The organism is Hallella colorans (assembly GCF_003096815.1).
GTDB classification, from domain to species: Bacteria; Bacteroidota; Bacteroidia; order Bacteroidales; family Bacteroidaceae; genus Prevotella; species Prevotella colorans.
The window spans coordinates 20,827-40,600 of sequence record NZ_QENY01000018.1; the positions used below are offsets into that span (position 1 = coordinate 20,827).

17 protein-coding genes are annotated in these 19,774 nt (G+C 44.2%); 14 read left to right on the forward strand and 3 right to left on the reverse strand.

Annotated features, from left to right (window positions below; translation table 11 throughout):
• Positions 1–28 precede the first annotated feature (28 nt).
• The 4 genes from C7379_RS09275 (at position 29) to C7379_RS09290 (ending at position 5,667) form a co-directional block, all read left to right on the forward strand.
• Positions 29–1,066: a DHH family phosphoesterase gene (locus C7379_RS09275; protein ID WP_165815055.1), complete on the forward strand. Its 1,038-nt coding sequence runs from the start codon at positions 29–31 to the stop codon at positions 1,064–1,066.
• A gap of 1,042 nt (positions 1,067–2,108) precedes the next feature.
• Positions 2,109–2,756 carry a BamK family beta-barrel-assembly machinery protein gene (locus C7379_RS09280; RefSeq protein ID WP_116617065.1) on the forward strand — a complete coding sequence of 216 codons (648 nt, stop codon included), beginning with the start codon at positions 2,109–2,111 and terminating at the stop codon, positions 2,754–2,756.
• A gap of 32 nt (positions 2,757–2,788) precedes the next feature.
• A complete protein-coding gene (gene glmM / locus C7379_RS09285; RefSeq protein ID WP_116617066.1) occupies positions 2,789–4,180 on the forward strand; it encodes a phosphoglucosamine mutase in 1,392 nt (463 codons plus the stop codon).
• 149 nt (positions 4,181–4,329) lie between these two features.
• On the forward strand, positions 4,330–5,667 hold the full coding sequence (locus C7379_RS09290; protein ID WP_116617100.1) for an MATE family efflux transporter: 1,338 nt from the start codon (positions 4,330–4,332) through the stop codon (positions 5,665–5,667).
• A 364-nt stretch (positions 5,668–6,031) separates the two neighbouring features.
• Here the strand turns inward: C7379_RS09290 and C7379_RS09295 are convergent, their stop codons facing one another.
• The 3 genes from C7379_RS09295 to C7379_RS09305 form a co-directional block, all read right to left on the reverse strand.
• On the reverse strand, positions 6,032–6,289 hold the full coding sequence (locus C7379_RS09295) for a hypothetical protein (RefSeq protein ID WP_116617067.1): 258 nt from the start codon (positions 6,287–6,289) through the stop codon (positions 6,032–6,034).
• Positions 6,290–6,292: 3 nt separating this feature from the next.
• Positions 6,293–6,643, reverse strand: coding sequence for a phage holin family protein (locus tag C7379_RS09300; protein ID WP_116617068.1), 351 nt, complete (start codon positions 6,641–6,643; stop codon positions 6,293–6,295).
• Positions 6,644–6,716: 73 nt separating this feature from the next.
• On the reverse strand, positions 6,717–6,932 hold the full coding sequence (locus C7379_RS09305; RefSeq protein ID WP_116617069.1) for a YtxH domain-containing protein: 216 nt from the start codon (positions 6,930–6,932) through the stop codon (positions 6,717–6,719).
• A gap of 236 nt (positions 6,933–7,168) precedes the next feature.
• On the opposite strand from C7379_RS09305, the gene C7379_RS09310 reads away from it, so the two are divergent.
• The 10 genes from C7379_RS09310 to C7379_RS09355 all read left to right on the forward strand — a co-directional run bounded on the left by C7379_RS09310 (position 7,169) and on the right by C7379_RS09355 (position 19,740).
• Complete coding sequence (locus C7379_RS09310; protein WP_116617070.1) at positions 7,169–7,669, forward strand: SPOR domain-containing protein; 501 nt, start codon at positions 7,169–7,171, stop codon at positions 7,667–7,669.
• A gap of 2 nt (positions 7,670–7,671) precedes the next feature.
• Positions 7,672–8,088 (forward strand): Holliday junction resolvase RuvX, encoded by a 417-nt coding sequence (gene ruvX, locus C7379_RS09315; RefSeq protein ID WP_116617071.1) that lies wholly within the window; start codon positions 7,672–7,674, stop codon positions 8,086–8,088.
• Positions 8,085–8,648, forward strand: a complete 564-nt coding sequence (def, locus tag C7379_RS09320; protein ID WP_116617072.1) for a peptide deformylase — start codon at positions 8,085–8,087, stop codon at positions 8,646–8,648. The genes ruvX and def overlap by 4 nt, the downstream gene beginning before the upstream one ends.
• Positions 8,649–8,655: 7 nt before the next feature.
• Positions 8,656–10,641 (forward strand): tetratricopeptide repeat protein, encoded by a 1,986-nt coding sequence (locus C7379_RS09325; RefSeq protein ID WP_116617101.1) that lies wholly within the window; start codon positions 8,656–8,658, stop codon positions 10,639–10,641.
• Positions 10,642–10,949: 308 nt separating this feature from the next.
• Complete coding sequence (thrS, locus tag C7379_RS09330) at positions 10,950–12,902, forward strand: threonine--tRNA ligase (RefSeq protein WP_116617073.1); 1,953 nt, start codon at positions 10,950–10,952, stop codon at positions 12,900–12,902.
• Between the two features lie 259 nt (positions 12,903–13,161).
• The gene (locus tag C7379_RS09335) at positions 13,162–14,073 is read left to right on the forward strand and encodes a FimB/Mfa2 family fimbrial subunit (protein ID WP_116617074.1); all 912 of its coding nucleotides are present in this window, start codon (positions 13,162–13,164) and stop codon (positions 14,071–14,073) included.
• A 589-nt stretch (positions 14,074–14,662) separates the two neighbouring features.
• Complete coding sequence (gene gmd, locus C7379_RS09340; RefSeq protein WP_116617075.1) at positions 14,663–15,760, forward strand: GDP-mannose 4,6-dehydratase; 1,098 nt, start codon at positions 14,663–14,665, stop codon at positions 15,758–15,760.
• A 17-nt stretch (positions 15,761–15,777) separates the two neighbouring features.
• Complete coding sequence (locus C7379_RS09345) at positions 15,778–16,983, forward strand: GDP-L-fucose synthase family protein (protein ID WP_116617102.1); 1,206 nt, start codon at positions 15,778–15,780, stop codon at positions 16,981–16,983.
• 26 nt (positions 16,984–17,009) lie between these two features.
• The gene (locus C7379_RS09350) at positions 17,010–18,257 is read left to right on the forward strand and encodes a nucleotide sugar dehydrogenase (protein ID WP_116617076.1); all 1,248 of its coding nucleotides are present in this window, start codon (positions 17,010–17,012) and stop codon (positions 18,255–18,257) included.
• A 241-nt stretch (positions 18,258–18,498) separates the two neighbouring features.
• Positions 18,499–19,740, forward strand: a complete 1,242-nt coding sequence (locus tag C7379_RS09355) for a D-alanyl-D-alanine carboxypeptidase/D-alanyl-D-alanine-endopeptidase (protein ID WP_116617077.1) — start codon at positions 18,499–18,501, stop codon at positions 19,738–19,740.
• Positions 19,741–19,774 lie beyond the last annotated feature (34 nt).

Here is a 19,774-nt window from a genome sequence, read left to right on the forward strand (position 1 = left end):
ATTAATTTTTATTACCTTTGCACTTATTATGGAATTGAATTTATTAACAGACCAGCAAGCACATGATTTAAGAGAAATGATTGCCTCTGCGCATCATATACTGATTACCGGTCACTCACGGCCAGATGGTGACGCACTTGGGGCTTGCTTGGCTTGGAGTTATTATTTAGCTGATTGTTTTGGCAAGGAGTCCACGTTGATCGTGCCCAATGGTTACCCCGATTTTTTACATTGGCTGCCTGGCAATGAGCGTATTGTGCGGTATGACAAACGTCCCGACGATGTGAAGGCGATGTTTGACAAGGCTGATCTTGTTTTTTGCATAGACTACAATGCCCTGAACCGAGTGGACGAGATGGAGCAAACCCTGACAGAATGCAACGCACCAAGGGTGATGTTAGATCACCATCTCAACCCTACGCTGCCAACAATTTTATCCGTTTCAAAGCCAGACTTAAGCTCTTCTTCCGAGGTGGTGTTTCGTGTGGCATGGCAATTGGGCGATTTTAACAAGCTTGACAAGAAGTTTGCCACATGTGTTTATTGTGGTATGATGACAGACACGGGTGGATTTACCTTCAACTCCACGCGGCCAGAGATATACTTCATAATATGCCAACTACTCACCAAGCATATAGACAAAGACAAGATTTATCGCAATGTGTACAACAATTATAGCCAATGGGCCATCAGGCTGCGTGGCTATCTCATGTCACAGAAACTCAATGTCTTTGAGGATTTGCATGCGTCATATTTCACTTTGACGCGTAAAAACATACGAGATTACCATTATGTACGTGGAGATGGTGAGGGCTTGGTGAACGAGCCGCTACGTATTAAAGGCATGAAAGTTTCGGTTTCACTGCGTGAGGACGACCGTGTAGACAACAAGATTTGGGTGAGCTTGCGGTCTGTAGACAACTTTTCCGTGGAAGATATGGCCAAGCGTTTCTTTAATGGTGGAGGACATTTCAATGCCAGTGGTGGCCAGTTGGACTGCTCCATGGATGAGGCAGAGAGGATAACCCGTTCTGCATTTATGTACTATGCCGATATACTCAAGTGATGTCAGGGGTTTGATAGGTGTATCATCAAGCAAATAGTATAAGATAAGCAATTAATCAAGGTCCTCTCGCAGTGAGATGTCATGTCTGTCTTTAGGCTCAGTAGAAAAAGCATGGCTTTTCATTTTGCTATTGAGATTAACCCCTTGGTACAATAAATAGCCGTATGTTTTTTGAAGAGATGTTCACCATGTACAAACATAGGTGGGGGCGAATGGTGTGTGTGTACGCTTCAAGATGACGACAGAATGTTTACGCATATTCGGTTTTTTTCTTTAAAAACCTGTTTATCCCAAACGCAGTATTTGAAAAATTAGAAATAGTCAATTATTTGAACAAACAACCCTCTCAAATTCGCTTATTTAAAAATAAGTTTGCCTTCGTCCGAAATACGCGAATTCTGCGATAGTTTGTAAATGACTGACATTCAGCATCTTTTAAAAAATAGCCTTTATTCTCCTATTTTGTGGTCTGCGGTTGAGTATCAAATGGCATGATGATAAGGTTGTAATCGCAGCGTGATTAAGGCTCTTCCGCGCTGCGAATAAGGCCTAATCAGGCTATGAGAAAGCACCAATCGCGGCACTCTTATGATTTTTGGTAACGCCCGACTTGGTTTTGACAAAAAAAGATAGCCCTTTTTGCTCTGGATGACTCGAAAATAATGATCAAAAAACAGTAATTATTTTTTACAAGATAAAGAATAAGGAGTAAGGAGAGAAGAGTGGGGAGCAAAGAAAGAATGAAGACAACTTCGCTGGCTTCAAGAAGCGTCTGAGTGCGGTAGAAATTTGCGCGTGTGAGCTTTTACGCCTGCGTCATGCCTTCTTGTCTTTAATTCTGTTTGCGGTTATACATGGTTACCACAATCTTAGGGGGACCTACGGTGCCCCCAAAAGTAAATGCCTACTGAGCCTTTAGCTCCCCCATTAAATATCAGCTGAGCCTGTCTTTACTGTCAGATATACCTTTTTTAATGATTTATCTGCATGGCTTTGTTTGGTTTTTATTATCTTTGCACCATATTAATAAAATATTACGACAATGAGAAGATTGCCTTATTTGCTTTTGCTACTTTTCGGATTGTTCTTTCTGATGGCTTGCAAAAACCAAGTAACATACGCTGATCAAAAAAAACATGAGCGTGCCGCTATTAATAAATATATAGAGGATTCAGCTGTAACCGTTATCTCCGAGGAAGAGTTTGCTCGCAAAAACTACACCACTGACGTTCGCAAAAATGAATTTGTACTGTTTAGTGCAAATGGTGTTTACATGCAAATAGTAGAGCAAGGCTGTGGCGAGAAGGTGAAAACTAACGAGACTCTCACGCTGCTCTGTCGCTATACCGAACGAAATCTTATCACCGATAGTATAGAAGCCTCAAACATGCTGTTGCCGTCAATGGGCAATTGGGTGGACAAGATATCACTCACCAATAAGGCGGGGACATTTACTGGCTCGTTTCTTAAAAATCACAGCACATTGGTATGGGCACATAGTCTTACGACAACGGCTGTTCCCGAGGGATGGCTCATGCCGCTTACATACATCAATGTGGGAAGATATAAAGAGAAAGAAGACGAGTTGGCTCGTGTGCGGATCATTGTGCCGCACGACATGGGGCATCAGGGAGCTACGGGGCGTGTAATTCCCTATCTCTATGATATAACTTATGAACGTGGCAACTAAAAACAAAATTATAACTTTAAAACTGTAATACAATGACTCTAATCAAATCAATATCGGGTATTCGGGGCACGATAGGTGGAACCGTTGGCAACACTTTAAATCCATTGGATATCGTGAAGTTTACCTCGGCTTACGCCACATTTATTCGCCGCAGTGGCAAGTCAAACAGCAACAAGATCGTCGTTGGGCGAGATGCGCGCATATCGGGCGAGATGGTAAAAAATGTAGTTTGTGGCACCTTGATGGGCATGGGCTATGACGTGCTGAACATAGGCTTGGCCACCACGCCTACAACCGAGCTGGCCGTGCGTATGAGCGAGGCCGCGGGAGGTATTATTATCACCGCAAGCCATAATCCTCGCCAGTGGAACGCTTTGAAACTACTTAATAATGAGGGTGAGTTCCTTACGGCCGCCGATGGTAAGGAGGTGCTGGATATAGCCGAAAGAGAAGACTTTGAATATGCAGAAGTTGATCATTTAGGACATTACATCGAGGACAATACGTTCAACCAAAAACATATTGATGCAGTGCTAGCACTTGACTTGGTTGACGTTGAGAGCATCAAAAAAGCCCATTTCAACGTAGTCGTGGATACCATCAATTCGGTTGGCGGTGTTATTTTGCCCGATTTATTCAAGGCGTTGGGCGTGAAAGCCACGTTTATCAATGGCGAGGCAAATGGTGATTTCGCCCACAATCCGGAGCCCATTGCTAAAAATTTGGGCGAGATCATGGGCAAATGCGCTATGGGTGGTTATGATTTGGGCGTGGTAGTGGATCCTGACGTGGACAGATTGGCCTTCATATGCGAGGATGGAGAGATGTATGGCGAGGAATACACGTTGGTGACAGTGGCCGACTATATTCTCGATCATGATAAGGGAGCCACGGTGAGCAACTTGAGCTCGACGCGTGCATTGCGTGATGTCACGGAGAAACACGGTTGCAAATATTACGCGTCGGCTGTGGGAGAGGTGAACGTTACGACAAAAATGAAAGAGGTAGGTGCTGTTATTGGCGGTGAGGGCAATGGCGGTGTCATTTATCCCAAGAGCCATTACGGTAGGGACGCACTTGTTGGTATAGGTCTTTTCTTGAGTTCGATGGCTCAAAAACAGATGTCTGCGTCTCAGCTTCGCGCCACGTTCCCCAATTATTTTATCGCGAAAAACAGGATCGACCTTACACCTTCCACCGATGTGGATGCCATCCTTCTGAAAGTTAAAGAACTGTTCAGCCATGAGCCTGAGGCGCAAGTGACAGATATTGACGGCGTGAAAATTGATTTCCCCAATAAATGGGTGCACCTTAGAAAGTCGAATACCGAGCCTATTATTCGAGTATACAGTGAGGCGTCTACCATGAAAGAAGCCGATGAATTGGGCAAAAAACTCATGCAGGTGGTGTACGATATGCAATAAAACATAAGTTAATGGCGTAGACATTTGGCGCATAATACGCCATTTTAGTTATCCCAACCATGCGAGGGCCATCCCTACTCATTTGAGAGAGGATGGCTCTTTGTTATTTGAATTTTTTTGTAAACAACGAACAAAGGTTGATATATAAGATGACAAAGACGAATGAATTAGATATGTTGCATGGCCCATTATTGGGTAAAATATTGAAATTTGCCATGCCGTTTGCGGCAAGCAGCGTCTTGCAACAGCTTTTTAATTCGGTAGACGTGGCTGTTGTGGGACGGTTTGCGTGTAGCGAGGCGTTAGCCGCCGTGGGTGCCAATACATTCCTGATAAATCTTATGATCAATTTCTTCGTTGGCATATCCATTGGTGCGAGTGTCATAATCGCCAACCATGTAGGCCAACGTGACACGCAAAGCATTCGCCATGCTGTCAGCACCTCGGCGGCGTTGGCTATCGTGAGTGGCGTTTTCCTGCTATTTGCAGGACTTATTTTGTCTCGCCCTGTATTGCTTTTAATGGAAACGCCACACAATATCATCGACGATGCCGTGCTCTATCTACGTATCTATTTTCTTGGCGTGCCATTCGTGATGATCTATAATTTTGGTGCTTCTATTTTGCGTAGCAAGGGCGATACACGTCGGCCGCTTTATGTGTTGATGGTGGCGGGGGTAATTAACACTGTGCTGAACTTAATTTTAGTCATTAATTTCCACATGAGTGTGATGGGAGTGGCTATTGCAACCGATGTGTCCAATCTTTTTTGTGCGGCTATTATAGTGTGGATACTGAGAAAAGAGGATGGCGCTTTTAAATTGAACATCAGAAAAATACACATTTACAATATAGAGTTAAAGCGCATTTTGCAAATCGGAGTGCCTGCGGGAGTCCAGAGTATGGTGTTCTCGCTGAGCAATATCTTTGTGCAAAGTGCCATCAATGGTTATGGATCAAGTGCCGTTGCAGGTGCGTCGGTATCGCAAACTTTTGATAGCTATTGTTACTTTTTGCTGGGTGCGTTTAGCAGTGCGGCAGTGACGTTCATAGGGCAAAACTATGGAGCCGGTCATTTGGATCGTTGCAAGCGAGTGTTTCGAATTTGCTTAGTGGGTGGTTTTTTGGTTTGTTTTGTTTCAAACATGCTATTCATGCTATTTGATGATGAAGTGTTATCGTTGTTTACAACCGATCCATCCGTGATATATTATGCCAAGCTCAGAATGCAATATGTACTTGTTTTCCAATCTATAGCTACATTTTATGACATTCCCTCGTCTGCATTGCGTGCATACGGACACTCGTTAGAGCCGGCCTTGCTCACAATTTTTGGCACCTGTGTCATACGAGTGGTTTGGGTAATGCTCATCTGCCCAATATGGCCTGGCTTTGTGCACCTGATGATTTGTTATCCTGTCACTTGGATTATTACAAGTATATTGGTGTGCCTTAGCTATTATTTTCATACATATAAAATACGGTGATAGCTAATTTTTTATATTTTTTGTTGCGAAAGCGTGCATATATGAAGTGGCGGCGTATGATGTTTTCCTTTAGAAATGGGTATAGTCATTTCTTCAAGTTTTTAATTTTAGGACAAAAAAAATGGAGTACCGCCGTACTCCAACCTTGTTAACCTTAAATCTAATACTATGAAAAACACATCGCAAAGTTAGTAAGTTTTTATAATAAAGAAACTGTTTACGCACAAAAGGTGTGTTTTATAACTTAAATTACCACTTTACGCTCGTCAGTTTAGATTTGTTAACATTGTTGGCGTGGTCCTTTTCTATATTTGGTGTGGTTGTTAATAGTGACATGAGTGGTTGATATGAGCTATCAAGTTTACTATTTTTTAAATTTGCGATACAGTTTCCATCCCAAAATAATAGCATCTAAAAGTCCAGCCCCTGTGGTCATTAAGCCACCAAAACGTTTGGTAGGCGAAGTGCTTTTAGTGATTTGTCGTGACTTTGCGAAAAGCGAGTTCCAATGGCCTTTTATTTTGTGGTCATCTTTTTGGATTTCTTTTTGGATCATGGCTTTACGCAGTTGGATTTGCTCCAACTTAGTATAGATGGTATCCGAGGAATTATTTTGGGACATAATTTATTTGCTTAATAATAATGATGCAAGAAACTTAACGAGTGGCTTTTCTATCCATTGCTTCTTAAACATGATGAGAAGTAAGAGTATAAGAAGATAGATACCCGCAATGATGGCGTAACCTGCCACGATGCCAACTAATGGTTCGAGAGCGTGTGCGCCAGCAAAACCTAAATAGATGAGCATGAGCATGGACAGCAACGAGATAATGGAGATGATAGCGAAGGCTGTTAATATTTTCACCACTTTCTCCACTATGTCCAACTTTAAATATTCTCCTTGCAGGGAGGCGTAATGCTTTAAAGTCTCAATGAGTTGGCCAATGGTTTCTACATTTTGGTCGTTTGAAAACATGATAGCTTAGATATTGGGTTTTAAAACAAGGGGTTGTGAGTTTTCACAGCCCCTTGCATATAATTCCGATTGATTAGAGTTTCTTGCCCACGGCTTCTTTAATATCCTCAACGAAGTCTTCCGCGTCTTTGGTATTAAGTTTGATGTCGTGTTTTTTGCAGAAGTCATCTACAGTGTCATTAATTTTTGAGCGGGTTTCTGAACCTTTTTCAGGAGCCATGAGAATACCTAAAACAGTTCCTGCGATAGCACCACCTAAGAATGCGCTAATGTAACCTAATGTTTTCATAATCGTTTTATTTTGTTAGTATTATAATTTTTCCTATTTGCAAATATAACATTTTCATTGTAAAAAACGAGAAAAAATGCTGTTTTTTTTTGTAAAAAAACTTCTGTTATGTTGATTTAACAAACTTTATGCGGATAGCTATTTCCATTTTGTAGATTATTTCGTAATTTCGCCAAATATAGAAATATAATAGTCATTTAAGAAATAAATGTTTTATCTATAAATAAACAAATGATATGAAGAAATTATTCGTCATGGGTTCTGCCTTGTGTGTTGCTATGGCATTCACGAGTTGCAAATCACAGGAGAGTGCTTATAAGAAAGCCTACGAGAAGGCTAAGGCGCAAGATGAGAAATACCAAGCCCAGCAGCCTACCCAAGAAGCTGCTCCGGTAGTAACGCCGTTAACAACACAGCCAGCCACTCAAACTACCGTCTCTAACGTTGACAACGCTACTGTTCGCACAGAGGATGTTACGGTTGTTAGTGGCGCTGGCTTGCAAGCATACAGTGTAGTGGTAGGCTCTTTCGGCTTGAAGGCCAACGCTGAGGGGTTGCAAAGCTCTTTGGTGCAAGGTGGATACGATGCCCAAATAGTTTACAACTCAAATTTCAATATGTATCGCGTGGTAGCCACTACCTATGCCGACAAGAGCAAGGCCGTGGAGAGTCGCGATGCCATTCGTGGCAGCCAGTACAATCCAAAGGGCGACGCTTGGTTGCTGTATAAGAAATAAATTTGGCAAGAATATTATCAATAGACTATGGCAAAAAACGCACGGGATTGGCTGTGACCGATCCCTTGCAAATTATTGCCAATGCGCTAACTACGATAGATACTAAAGACTTGTTCGACTTTCTCTCCCTGTATGTTCAAAAAGAGAAAGTCGAACGTATTATTATTGGCAAGCCCTTGCAGCTTAATGCCAATCCATCAGAGAATTTTTTAAGGGTGGAAAACTTTGTGAATAGGTGGAAAAATGCTCACCCTGAAGTACCTATTGTGTATTATGACGAACGTTTCACTTCGGTGATGGCCCAGCGCGTAATACTACAGTCGGGAGTGAAAAAGAAAACAAGAAGGGAGAACAAGGGCTTGGTAGATGAGATTAGCGCCACTATTATACTTCAAGATTACATGAGTTCAAGAAGATGATTTTACCTATTTACACTTACGGGCATTCCGTATTAAGGAAGGTTGCTCAGGATATTCCCACAGATTTTCAAGATTTAGACAAGCTCATCCATGACATGTATGATACGCTTGACGCTGCCTCGGGCGTGGGCTTGGCGGCTCCGCAAATAGGAAAGTCTATACGTGTGGTGGTAATAGACCTTGACGTGTTGAAGGATGACCTTCCCGAGTATGCTGGATATCGTCATGCGTTTATCAATTCTCATATTATAGAGGTGGACAAGTCGTCAGACAAGGTCACGATGGAGGAGGGCTGTTTGTCCATTCCCGGCCTGAACGAAAATGTTGAGCGCTACTCTCGCATACATGTGAAATATCTTGATGAGGCACTACAGCCGCATGATGAATGGGTAGAAGGATTTCTCGCTCGGGTAATGCAGCACGAGTTTGACCACCTTGAGGGAGTGATGTATGTAGACAGAATTTCGCCGCTACGCAAGCAACTTGTTAAAAATAAGCTGCGTAACATATCGCAGGGCAAATTCAAATGTTCGTATAGAACGAAGATAGCCCATAAATAATACGATGATGAAGGGCAAGCTAATCTTGTTGCTCATAATGCTGTTGCCAGCTCACCGGATGAGTGCGCAATACAATATAGACCGACTGATTACCAGCGGTGAGGTGGCCTTGCATTACGAAGATTACGTGCTCTCCATACAATATTTTAACAAAGTATTGGCCCTGAAGCCTTACCTTTGGTTGCCTTGGTTCGACCGATCGGTAGCTAAGTTCTATTTGGAAGACTATGTAGGCGCTGAACATGATGCCTCGAAAGCTTTGGAGCTCAATCCTTATATTGAGCAAATTTACGACTTGCGCGCCATCAGTCGCATTAGGCAAGAGAAATACCACGATGCCATCACCGACTATACGCATGCCATTGGCTTGAACTCCACTATTTCAAGTTTTTGGCTCAACAGAGCCATTTGCCGCATGAACGTCAAGGATTACGATCGTGCTATATTGGATGCAGACTCCATTATCGCTCGTTGGGCCAATACTGCGGCGGCTTATTCGCTAAAGGCAGATATTTTTTTGAACAAGAAAGATACCGTCGAGGCAGATGTGTGGCTATCTAAAAGCCTTAAAATAGACCCATACAACGCTGACGCTTGGATGACACGCTCGTACATCGCGCTTAACAGACGAGAATGGAGAGGTGCCGATTCTTGTTTAACAAAAGCCATTCACTTGAGACCAAAAGTGGTAAACAACTATATAAACAGAGCCCTGGCCAGACTTAATTACAACAATTTGCGAGGTGCGATGGCTGATTATGACATGGCCATCGACCTTAACCCCAACAATTTTTTGGCTCACTACAATCGTGGTTTGCTGCGTGTACAGCTGGGCGACGATAATCGTGCCATCGAGGATTTCGATTTCGTAATCAAGATGGAACCACACAATTTTATGGCCATCTACAACCGAGCTATTCTCAATGACAAGGTTGGAAACCTGCGTGAGGCCATACGAGACTATACCGCTGTTATCAAACAATTTCCGAATTTTTGGACAGGTTTGAGCGCAAGAGCCAATTGTTATCGTCGGTTGGGCATGACATCAAAAGCCGAGCAAGATGAGTTCCGCATCTTTAAAGCGCAGATGGATAAACATATAGGCGTTCAAAAACGATGGAGTAGAGAAAAAATCAAAGAAACACGAAAACGTTCCGAGATTAATCTTGACAAATATAATGATATTGTAGTTGAGGACAAACCAGAGCAAATACAACATGAGTACAAAAGCCAGTATCGTGGAACTATTCAGAACCGTGAAGTTGACATAGAGCTATTGCCCATGTATCAACTATCCTATTTTGCTTATTCTGATGATATTTACAATTATAAAGCATACGACGCGTCGGTCGATTCTTTTAATGCCAAGCGTGATCCTATACGCAAATTGAACCTTACGTGTAATCACAAGCGCAACAAACTGACGGTCGTAAGGTCTAAACAGATATTTCAACTCATAGACGCGCTGTCTGTTGGTATTGGCGCTGAGCGAGACCGCAACATACAGGCGGATCTGCTTTTGCAGCGTGCCGTGGCATACGCCGACGCTCAAAACTATGCCAGTGCCATCGCGGACCTTGACGATTTCTTATCAATGAGAAAAGGCTCACTTATGGGACACTGGATGAGGGCGGTGTGCCAAGCCTTGCAAAATAGCTATGATGCGTCAAAAGGACAAAACATAAGTTTGAAGATTGCGCAAGCAGAGGGCGATTTTGCGGAGGCTATCAAGCTCGCCCCCAAGAACGCATATCTCTATTTTGACCGAGCAAACATGTTTGCCGACATAAAAAATAACGATCGTGCCATAGCCGATTATACCCGTGCTATACAATTGGATGGGCGTTTGGCAGAAGCTTACTATAACAGAGCAATTGTTCATTATCGTGCTGGCAAACTCAAAGAGGCGCTTGTAGACTTGAGCAAAGCTGGTGAATTGGGGCTTTACGATGCTTATGCATTGAGCAAAAGACTATCGGCTGAGAGCAAGTAGACTTGGACGTTAAGCTACAAACGTTTTTCCTGCATTGGCTATAGAGGGAGAATGGCGTATATGCGTTGAGTTCCTCTCATAGCGATTGTTACCGAAAAAAACAAAGATGACAGGACATCATCTATATTTCTTTTTATATTATATATGGTACTCAATGTTTAGAACCAATCTTTAACGTGTTTGTAAGTTGTTGATGCACATTTTAAATCATAACTTTGCGCATTATTATTATATTTTAGTGTTTTTATTATTGGGTTCAAAAAATATGTATTAATTTTGCTATGATTTAAATAAAACTAATTTGTAATATGGTTAAAATCACTTTTCCAGACGGCTCTGTGCGTGAGTACGAGCAGGGCGTAACTGGACTTCAAATCGCAGAGAGCTTATCACCGGCTCTCGCCCGTGACGTTGTATCTTGCGGGGTAAATGGTGAGACTACAGAGTTGAACCGTCCAATCAATGAAGACGCATCGATTGAGCTCTATAAATTTGAGGACGAAGAGGGCAAACATACGTTTTGGCACACATCGGCCCACTTGCTCGCCGAGGCGTTGCAAGAGCTATATCCCGGCATCCAGTTTGGTTTTGGACCAGCCATCGAAAACGGATTTTTCTATGACGTGATGCTTCCAGACGGAAAAACCATCTCCGAAAACGACTTCCCCAAGATCGAGGACAAGATGCGTGAGTTGGCCAAGAAGAACGAGAAGGTAGTTCGGCGTGATGTCAGCAAAGCCGATGCCATGAAAGAATTTGAGGCCGATGGGCAGAAATATAAGGTGGAGCACATCGACTTAGACTTGAAAGATGGCACCATCTCCACATACACACAAGGACATTTCACAGATCTTTGCCGTGGCCCTCACTTGATGAGCACAGGCCATATCAAAGCCATTAAGATAACGAGCGTGGCTGGCGCGTTCTGGCGCGGAGACGCATCGCGCGAACAAATGGTACGAGTTTATGGTATCACCTTCCCTAAGAAGAAGATGCTCGACGAATACCTTGTTATGCTTGAAGAGGCCAAAAAGCGCGACCATCGCAAGATAGGCAAGGAGATGGAGCTGTTTATGTTCTCTGACAGGGTTGGCAAAGGATTGCCCATTTGGTTGCCCAAGGGAACCCAGTTGCGTCTTCGCTTACAAGAATTGCTTCGCGGATTGTTAAAACCTTATAACTATCAGGAAGTGATTACGCCCGGAATTGGCTCCAAAAACCTATATGTCACCTCGGGCCACTACGCCCATTACGGCAAAGATTCTTTCCAGCCAATACACACGCCAGAGGAGGATGAGGAGTACATGTTGAAGCCCATGAACTGCCCACACCACTGTGAGGTCTATGCCATGAAACCTCGGTCATATAAGGATTTGCCACTGCGCATCGCAGAATTTGGCACTGTCTTTCGCTATGAGAAGAGTGGAGAACTGCATGGATTGACCCGTGTGAGAACATTCACGCAAGACGACGCGCATATCTTTGTGCGTCCGGATCAAGTGAAAGCAGAGTTTGAGAATGTCATCGACATTATACAGAAGGTATTCAATGTCTTTGGTTTTGACAACTATGAGGCACAGATCTCTTTGAGAGATCCCAAAGATACCGAAAAATATATAGGCTCTGACGAGATATGGGAAGAAAGCCAAAATGCCATCCGCGAGGCTTGCAAGGAGAAAGGCATGAAAGCGCGCGAGGAAATAGGAGAGGCTGCTTTCTATGGCCCCAAACTTGATTTCATGGTGAAAGACGCCATTGGCAGGCGTTGGCAACTTGGCACTATACAGGTAGATTACAATCTTCCTGCCCGGTTTAAGCTTGAGTACACTGACACTGACAATTCCAAACAGGTGCCCGTTATGATACACCGTGCTCCGTTCGGATCGCTGGAGCGTTTCACAGCCGTGCTCATTGAGCATACTGCGGGTCATTTCCCATTGTGGCTTGCGCCCGACCAAGTGGCCATCTTGCCCATTTCCGAGAAGTATAACGATTACGCGCAAACCTTGAAAACATATTTCGACACCCAAGACGTGCGTAGCTATGTTGATGACCGCAATGAAAAAGTAGGGCGCAAAATTAGGGACAACGAGCTCAAACGAGTGCCCTATATGGTTGTCGTAGGAGAGAAAGAGGCCACAGATGGACTTGTCTCCATGCGTAAACAGGGCGGTGGCGAACAAGCTTCGATGAAAAAAGAAGAGTTCGTTCAACGTATCAAAGACGAGGTTGCTAACCAGCTCAAGGACATAGAAGGGTAAAAAACTCCTCCTATCAAATAGACAAGAGGGTATCAAGCATATCGGTTTAAGGCTGTATCATAGTTTTTAATTCGATTAGCTTGATACTTTCTTTTTTCCAATTTTTACCTTTTTTGCGGCATCAGCCATCATCATTTTGGCGGTGTTGTCAATAGCATGAGGGTTAATGACATTTTTTTTATAATTTTCTCATGTCTGTTCGTTTTATGTTTCATAAGAATACGTTATATTTGCATTAGAATAATAACCGATATATACAATGAAAACATTTCGAGGTTTATGTGTTTTGGCATGCGTTTCATGCTTGTTCTGTATGTCTTTCACCTCTTGTCAAAAGGCCGTTTATGATGATGTAGACACCCCAGTGGAAAACAAAGCCGGCATCCCCATCAAATTTATAGTGTCCTCATTCGAGCGAATGGATGCGCGGAGCATGTCCTTTTCACGAGGCACCGACGTGCGGTCTATCTGTTCACGGCTAAATCTTGCGGTGTATAACGGTACGCAGAAAATAAAGCAGATCAACCAGTTGTCCACCGATTCCGACTTTGGAACACTCCAACTAACACTGCCAGAGGGTAAATATAAAATAGTCGTTTTAGCGCATAATGGGGCAAAAAATCCTACGATGACTGACATAGAGAAGATAGGTTTTAACGGAAAACTCACAGATACATTTTACTATTGCACTAATATCACAGTTGGGAGCGAAGCTCAGTCTTTTGATGTTGATCTCAAACGTGCGGTTGCTATGGTGCGCTTTCAGACCAACAAAATACCCGCTAATGTCTCAAAAATGAAGTTTTATTACACGGGAGGAAGCTCGTCGCTCAACGCCTTGCTGGGCGGGGGGGCTGTCAAGTCGAGACAGACGGAGGAAATAGCCGTTTCTACCGACATGGTTGGAAATCCCGGAAGTTTTGATATTTTTTCTATTCCACGCTCTGACAGTAATCTGTTGACAATGGACGTTACGGCCTTTGATAACGAAAACGCTCAAATTTTCCATAAGCGAATAGATGGCATCCAGATCAAGAGAAATTTCATTACAGAGTTAAATGGCTCGTTCTTTGGCAATGGTGATGATGGGGGTGGAGAGATTGTCAATGGCCAAATCAAATTGAACCTCTTTTCCAATGACGAATGGCAAACCATTAAAATGACTTATTGACACTGCGATGGCACCCGTAACAGCTATTGTGTGAAGTAGGATCTTAATAGAGAAAGACTCTTTACTGTCATATTTTTATCACAAAAATGCGTGTGTTAGAACTCGTCGAAATAGAAAAAAAATAAGCATGAAAACATGATGTGAATTTGTTGCCAAAACGTTTCCTGTTGTGTCACATCTCGAAAACTATCTATTCGCGCTGCGATTAGTTCCTAAACGAGAGTTGTTGGGCGCTTAAACGCATGCGAATTAGTGCTTAATCGCGTCGTGAATAATATCCAATGACAGGCTCTCGAGAAAACTTTTTGACGGCGATGTTTTTTATGTTTGCGCAACGTTTTGATTAATACGGTGTTGGAGAAAACTCTCAATTTTCGTGTATTTCAAGCCAATGTTGTCGTCATTTGTAAATATGCGAGTTTTAAGAGCACGATTGTTATAATTTTTCGTAGTAATAAAATGTGTGGGATAGAAGAAAATGAATTTTTGATACATGTAAGATCGCTTTCGCATAATAAAACTGAAAATTTTATAATATAATGTGCGTTTAATGCGTTATTATCTAAATATACATCTAACATAACAAGTAATGGAGAATAGAAAAGTTGCTTTGATAACCGGTATAACTGGTCAGGATGGCAGCTACTTGGCGGAATTGCTTTTGGAAAAAAACTACGAGGTACATGGCGTAATTCGTCGTTCGTCTGTCGATTATAGGGAGCGCATAGTACATTTGGAGGGCAAAGAGCGCTTCCACCTGCATTATGCCGACTTGAGCGATTCTATGAGCATCGCGTCGTTAGTGGGCAAGGTGCGGCCCACCGAGATTTATAACCTTGCCGCCCAAAGTCACGTTCAGGTGAGTTTTGACGCACCTGAATACACGGCCGACGTTGTCGCCGTGGGCGTGCTGCGTGTTTTGGAGGCCGTTAGAATATGTGGCTTGGCAGAAACCTGCCGTGTATATCAGGCGTCCACGTCTGAGTTGTACGGCAAAGTGGAGGAGGTTCCTCAAAACGAGAGCACCCCATTCCACCCTTACAGCCCCTATGCCGTGGCTAAACTGTACGGCTATTGGATAGTGCAAGAATACCGTGCCGCATACAACATGTATGCGTGCAATGGCATTTTGTTCAATCACGAGAGTGAGCGCCGTGGCGAGACGTTCGTGACACGCAAGATAACGCTGGCGGCCGCACGCATCGCGCAGGGCAAACAAAAGAAATTGTATCTTGGCAATCTCTCCTCGTTGCGCGATTGGGGATATGCCAAAGATTATGTGGAGTGTATGTGGCTAATGCTCCAGCAGGACCGTCCGGATGATTTTGTGATAGCCACTGGCAAGCAACATAGCGTGCGCGAGTTTTGCGACTTGGCGTTCAAGCGCGTGGGCATAGAGCTGGCGTTCAGGGGCGAGGGCTTGGACGAAAAAGGCATTGACAAGGCGACGGGCGAAGTGCTCATCGAGGTTAGTCCCGATTTCTATCGTCCCACCGACGTGGTCAACCTGTGGGGAGACCCCACGAAGGCCAAGACCAAGTTGGGCTGGAACCCTAACAGGACCAGTTTTGAGGATTTGGTGCGTATCATGGTGGACAGTGACATGAAAAAAGTGGCCGCTGACGACGCGGCCTCGAGAGTTCGGGTCAATCTTGAGGAATACTTGGAAAAAGGTATTGTAAAGTAGGGCGTTTTGAAAATATGATAGACAAAAATTCCAAAATATATATCGCGGGCCATCATGGACTTGTGGGTTCGGCCATTTGGCGCAACCTTGAGGCAAGGGGCTACCATAACCTTGTCGGCCGCAACCACAAAGAATTGGACTTGACCGACCAAGTGGCCGTCAAACGTTTTTTTGACGAGGAGAAACCCGACGCGGTGGTGTTAGCCGCCGCCTTTGTGGGGGGCATCATGGCCAACTCGCTCTATCGGGCCGACTTTATCATGCAAAACATGAAGATGCAGTGCAACGTGATAGAGCAGTCGTATCTTCATGGTGTTAAGAAACTGTTGTTCTTGGGGTCGACATGTATATATCCCAAGAACGCTCCTCAGCCTATGAAAGAAGACGCCTTGCTCACCTCGCCACTCGAGTACACCAACGAAGAGTACGCCATAGCGAAGATAGCCGGGCTGAAAATGTGCGAAAGCTATAATCTGCAGTACGGAACCAACTATATAGCGGTAATGCCGACCAACCTGTACGGACCAAACGACAATTTCCATTTGGAAAACTCGCATGTGCTTCCGGCCATGATGCGCAAGGTGTATTTAGCCAAGCTGATACATGATGACAACAAAGAGGCCGTTCGTGTCGACATGGACAAGCGTCCTATCAATCCACCCACCGCCCTCGCCCAAGAGATAGGCCCCGAGAATGTTGATGGCAAAAGTGATTGGAACCGTATTTTGAGAGCGCTCGCTTTTTATGGTATAGAGAACAATAGGGTGACGCTCTGGGGTGATGGCAGTCCGCTGCGCGAGTTTCTTTGGAGTGAAGACATGGCCGACGCGTCTGTTCATATTTTGTTGAATGTGGACTTTAAAGACATTGTTGGCATTGAGAAATATTCATCCGTTTTCTATGGGGTAAAGACCGATGGGGCTGTAGATCGCAACAATTCCGAGGGTCGCGGTGGCGCCATTCCCGCTCTTGGCGAGATAAGAAATTGTCATATTAATATAGGGACAGGTGAAGAGTTGACCATAAAAGAACTTTCCAAACTGGTTGTGCAAGCAGTCCATTTCGATGGAGAGATAGCTTGGGACAAGTCCAAACCTAACGGAACGCCGCGCAAACTTATTGATGTGACCAAGCTGCACAGCCTGGGATGGAAACACAATGTGGAGATAGGCGACGGCGTGAAGAAACTTTACAATTGGTACAAGCAATCTCTTGAAAATTAAATCGTAAATAAAGAGGATAGTGTATTATGCGAAAATATAATATTGCGGTTGCTGGTTCCGGATATGTTGGACTGAGCATATCGACGCTCTTGAGCCAACATCACCATGTTACAGCCGTGGATGTGATGCCCGAGAAGGTGGAGATGATTAATCGCAGGCAATCTCCGATACAAGATGAGTATATCGAAAAATACATCAAAGAGAAAGATCTTGACCTATCGGCAACGATAGATGGAGAGGTGGCTTACAAGGACGCGGATTTTGTGGTGATAGCGACACCGACCAATTACGACTCCGTAAAAAACTATTTTGACACACGGCATGTGGAGGAGGTCATCAAATTGGTCATGCGTGTCAACCCTCGAGCCATCATGGTTATTAAATCGACAATACCCGTGGGCTATACGGCCAGCGTGCGCGAGAAATTTAAATCAGACAATATTATATTTGCCCCGGAGTTCTTGCGTGAGAGCAAGGCGTTGTTAGATAATCTTTATCCCAACCGTATCATCGTGGGGCGGCCCGAGGGCGACGCTCGCTTGGACGAGGTGGCGCATGTCTTTGCCGATTTGTTAAAACAAGGAGCCATCAAAGATGATATCCCTACCCTGTTCATGGGGCTCACCGAAGCCGAGGCCGTGAAACTTTTCGCTAACACCTACTTGGCATTGAGGGTGAGCTATTTTAACGAGCTTGATACTTACGCGGAGGTCAAGGGGCTCAACACGCGGCACATTATCGAGGGTGTAAGCCTTGACCCTCGCATAGGCGATTTTTACAACAACCCATCTTTTGGATATGGTGGCTACTGTCTTCCAAAGGATACCAAGCAGCTCTTGGCCAACTATGAGGACGTGCCCGAGAACCTTGTGCAAGCCATCGTGGAGAGCAATCGCACGCGCAAGGATTTTATAGCCGACCAGGTGTTGCACAAGGCGGGTTACTACGATTATTACAATCGTGGCGACTATGCTTCTTCAAATGAGCGGAGGTGTGTCATAGGCGTATATCGTTTGACGATGAAAAGCCATAGCGACAACTTCAGACAGAGCAGCATTCAAGGTGTGATGAAGCGTATTAAAGCTAAGGGTGCCGAAGTGATAATATATGAGCCAACGCTCGCTGATGGCTCAACATTTTTTGGAAGTAGAGTAGTAAACGACGCTGACGAGTTTAAAAGGCAAAGTCAGGTCATCATAGCAAATCGCTATGACATGTTCTTGGATGATGTGTCGGACAAGGTTTACACACGCGACATTTTCCAATGCGACTAACCATTGTAATGTTTTGAGGCGAGAGAAACACTTGTCGCTCGACACGTTTTTTGGACCATGAGTAGTTGTTAGACGCGCTCATTGCAAGCTGATGCCAATGCCTGCGTGCGTTCAGACTGTTTCAACGTGAGTGAGAAAATATCTTTAGATGGCAGTTTTGCGCACGCTAAATTGCTTGCTGTGCCGATAGAGCTAAAAATAATATGTAATTTTGCACGAAAGACTAAGGGGGTAACACGTTTTGAGAATACACAAATATATTTCTTTTTTTGTAGTTTTATCTGTTTGCGTACAGTTGATAGCAGGGTGCTCGGGCTGTTCAAATAAAACTAAATATAAGCCCTCGGGGCTCTCCAGAGGTAAAACTTTGGCGATAGATATGTCGTTGAGGCAAAGACTTTCGGAATTTTCCATCCAGCCAAGGACGAAAGGTCAGTTTGCCTTTTACGTCTATGACCTGACCGCGGATAAACCAGTCTATGGATATAACGAAAACCAGGCAATGTCATCGGCATCCTGTTTGAAATTGCTAAGCGGCGTGGCTGGACTGCATTTGCTGGGTACTGACTATTTCTACAAAACGTCTGTTTATGTGCGTGGCGACGTTAAAAGTGGTATGCTTTATGGTGACTTAGGATTTAAAATAGGCCTTGACCCACAAATCATGGCACCTGATTTAGCGCAATTTGCCAAGATAATTAAGAATAAGGGAATTGGTAAGTTGACCGGCAAATTATTGATAGACCTCACCATTACCGAACCGGTGCGAAGTGAGGAACATTGGTATCCGTGGGATTTGAGTTTTTCGCGTTATGGATTGTTTTACAAAGGGGAGGATCGTGTCGTCCAAGCCATCAAGTCGGCGCTGCGTATGCAGGGCGTCCAAGTGGTCGACAGCCAGGTGGTGATGGCTGTCATTCCCCGAGGGATGCGGTGCGTTTATCAATACAAAAGGTCTATAGGGTATGTCACACAACGCATGTGGAAACATAGTTCCAACACCCAAGCCACCGCGATGCTCTATACCATTGGTCATCATGTTAACCCTCATGCCGACCCTGTGTTGGCCGGAGTGGATTATTTGCGCACTTTCCTGCGTGACACGCTGAACCTCAAAGACAGCTCTCTTGTCGTTCATGATGGTTGCGGACTGTGCACATTCAATCGCCTATCGCCCCGTTCACTTACATCGATTCTGCGTTTTGGCTATCTGCACAAACCCATTTTCCAGCGTCTTTACAGTGACCTGTCAGTGTCTGGCGTGGATGGGACGCTGCTCCATAGTTTTCAAGGGCCAAAGACAAAGGGCAAGATCAGGGCTAAGACAGGCACGCTTTCACATCCTTACGGTATAAGTTCGTTGGCGGGTTACTGCCAAGGGAGCAACGGGCACCTATTGGCTTTTGCTATCATGGACACCGAGATGTCTGTCCTTGACGCGCGAGTGCTCCAAAGAAAACTTTGCGAGGCGTTGGTGGAGTGATGCGATAGCCCCCATACCGCTTGTTATATGACAT

Excerpts from the sequence above, each read along its gene's own strand:
- C7379_RS09275 (WP_165815055.1), top strand. The coding sequence starts at position 29 with ATGGAATTGAATTTATTAACAGACCAGCAAGCACATGATTTAAGAGAA.
- C7379_RS09280 (WP_116617065.1), top strand. The coding sequence starts at position 2,109 with ATGAGAAGATTGCCTTATTTGCTTTTGCTACTTTTCGGATTGTTCTTT.
- glmM (WP_116617066.1), top strand. The coding sequence starts at position 2,789 with ATGACTCTAATCAAATCAATATCGGGTATTCGGGGCACGATAGGTGGA.
- C7379_RS09290 (WP_116617100.1), top strand. The coding sequence starts at position 4,330 with ATGACAAAGACGAATGAATTAGATATGTTGCATGGCCCATTATTGGGT.
- C7379_RS09295 (WP_116617067.1), bottom strand. The coding sequence starts at position 6,289 with ATGTCCCAAAATAATTCCTCGGATACCATCTATACTAAGTTGGAGCAA.
- C7379_RS09300 (WP_116617068.1), bottom strand. The coding sequence starts at position 6,643 with ATGTTTTCAAACGACCAAAATGTAGAAACCATTGGCCAACTCATTGAG.
- C7379_RS09305 (WP_116617069.1), bottom strand. The coding sequence starts at position 6,932 with ATGAAAACATTAGGTTACATTAGCGCATTCTTAGGTGGTGCTATCGCA.
- C7379_RS09310 (WP_116617070.1), top strand. The coding sequence starts at position 7,169 with ATGAAGAAATTATTCGTCATGGGTTCTGCCTTGTGTGTTGCTATGGCA.
- def (WP_116617072.1), top strand. The coding sequence starts at position 8,085 with ATGATTTTACCTATTTACACTTACGGGCATTCCGTATTAAGGAAGGTT.
- C7379_RS09325 (WP_116617101.1), top strand. The coding sequence starts at position 8,656 with ATGAAGGGCAAGCTAATCTTGTTGCTCATAATGCTGTTGCCAGCTCAC.
- thrS (WP_116617073.1), top strand. The coding sequence starts at position 10,950 with ATGGTTAAAATCACTTTTCCAGACGGCTCTGTGCGTGAGTACGAGCAG.
- C7379_RS09335 (WP_116617074.1), top strand. The coding sequence starts at position 13,162 with ATGAAAACATTTCGAGGTTTATGTGTTTTGGCATGCGTTTCATGCTTG.
- gmd (WP_116617075.1), top strand. The coding sequence starts at position 14,663 with ATGGAGAATAGAAAAGTTGCTTTGATAACCGGTATAACTGGTCAGGAT.
- C7379_RS09350 (WP_116617076.1), top strand. The coding sequence starts at position 17,010 with ATGCGAAAATATAATATTGCGGTTGCTGGTTCCGGATATGTTGGACTG.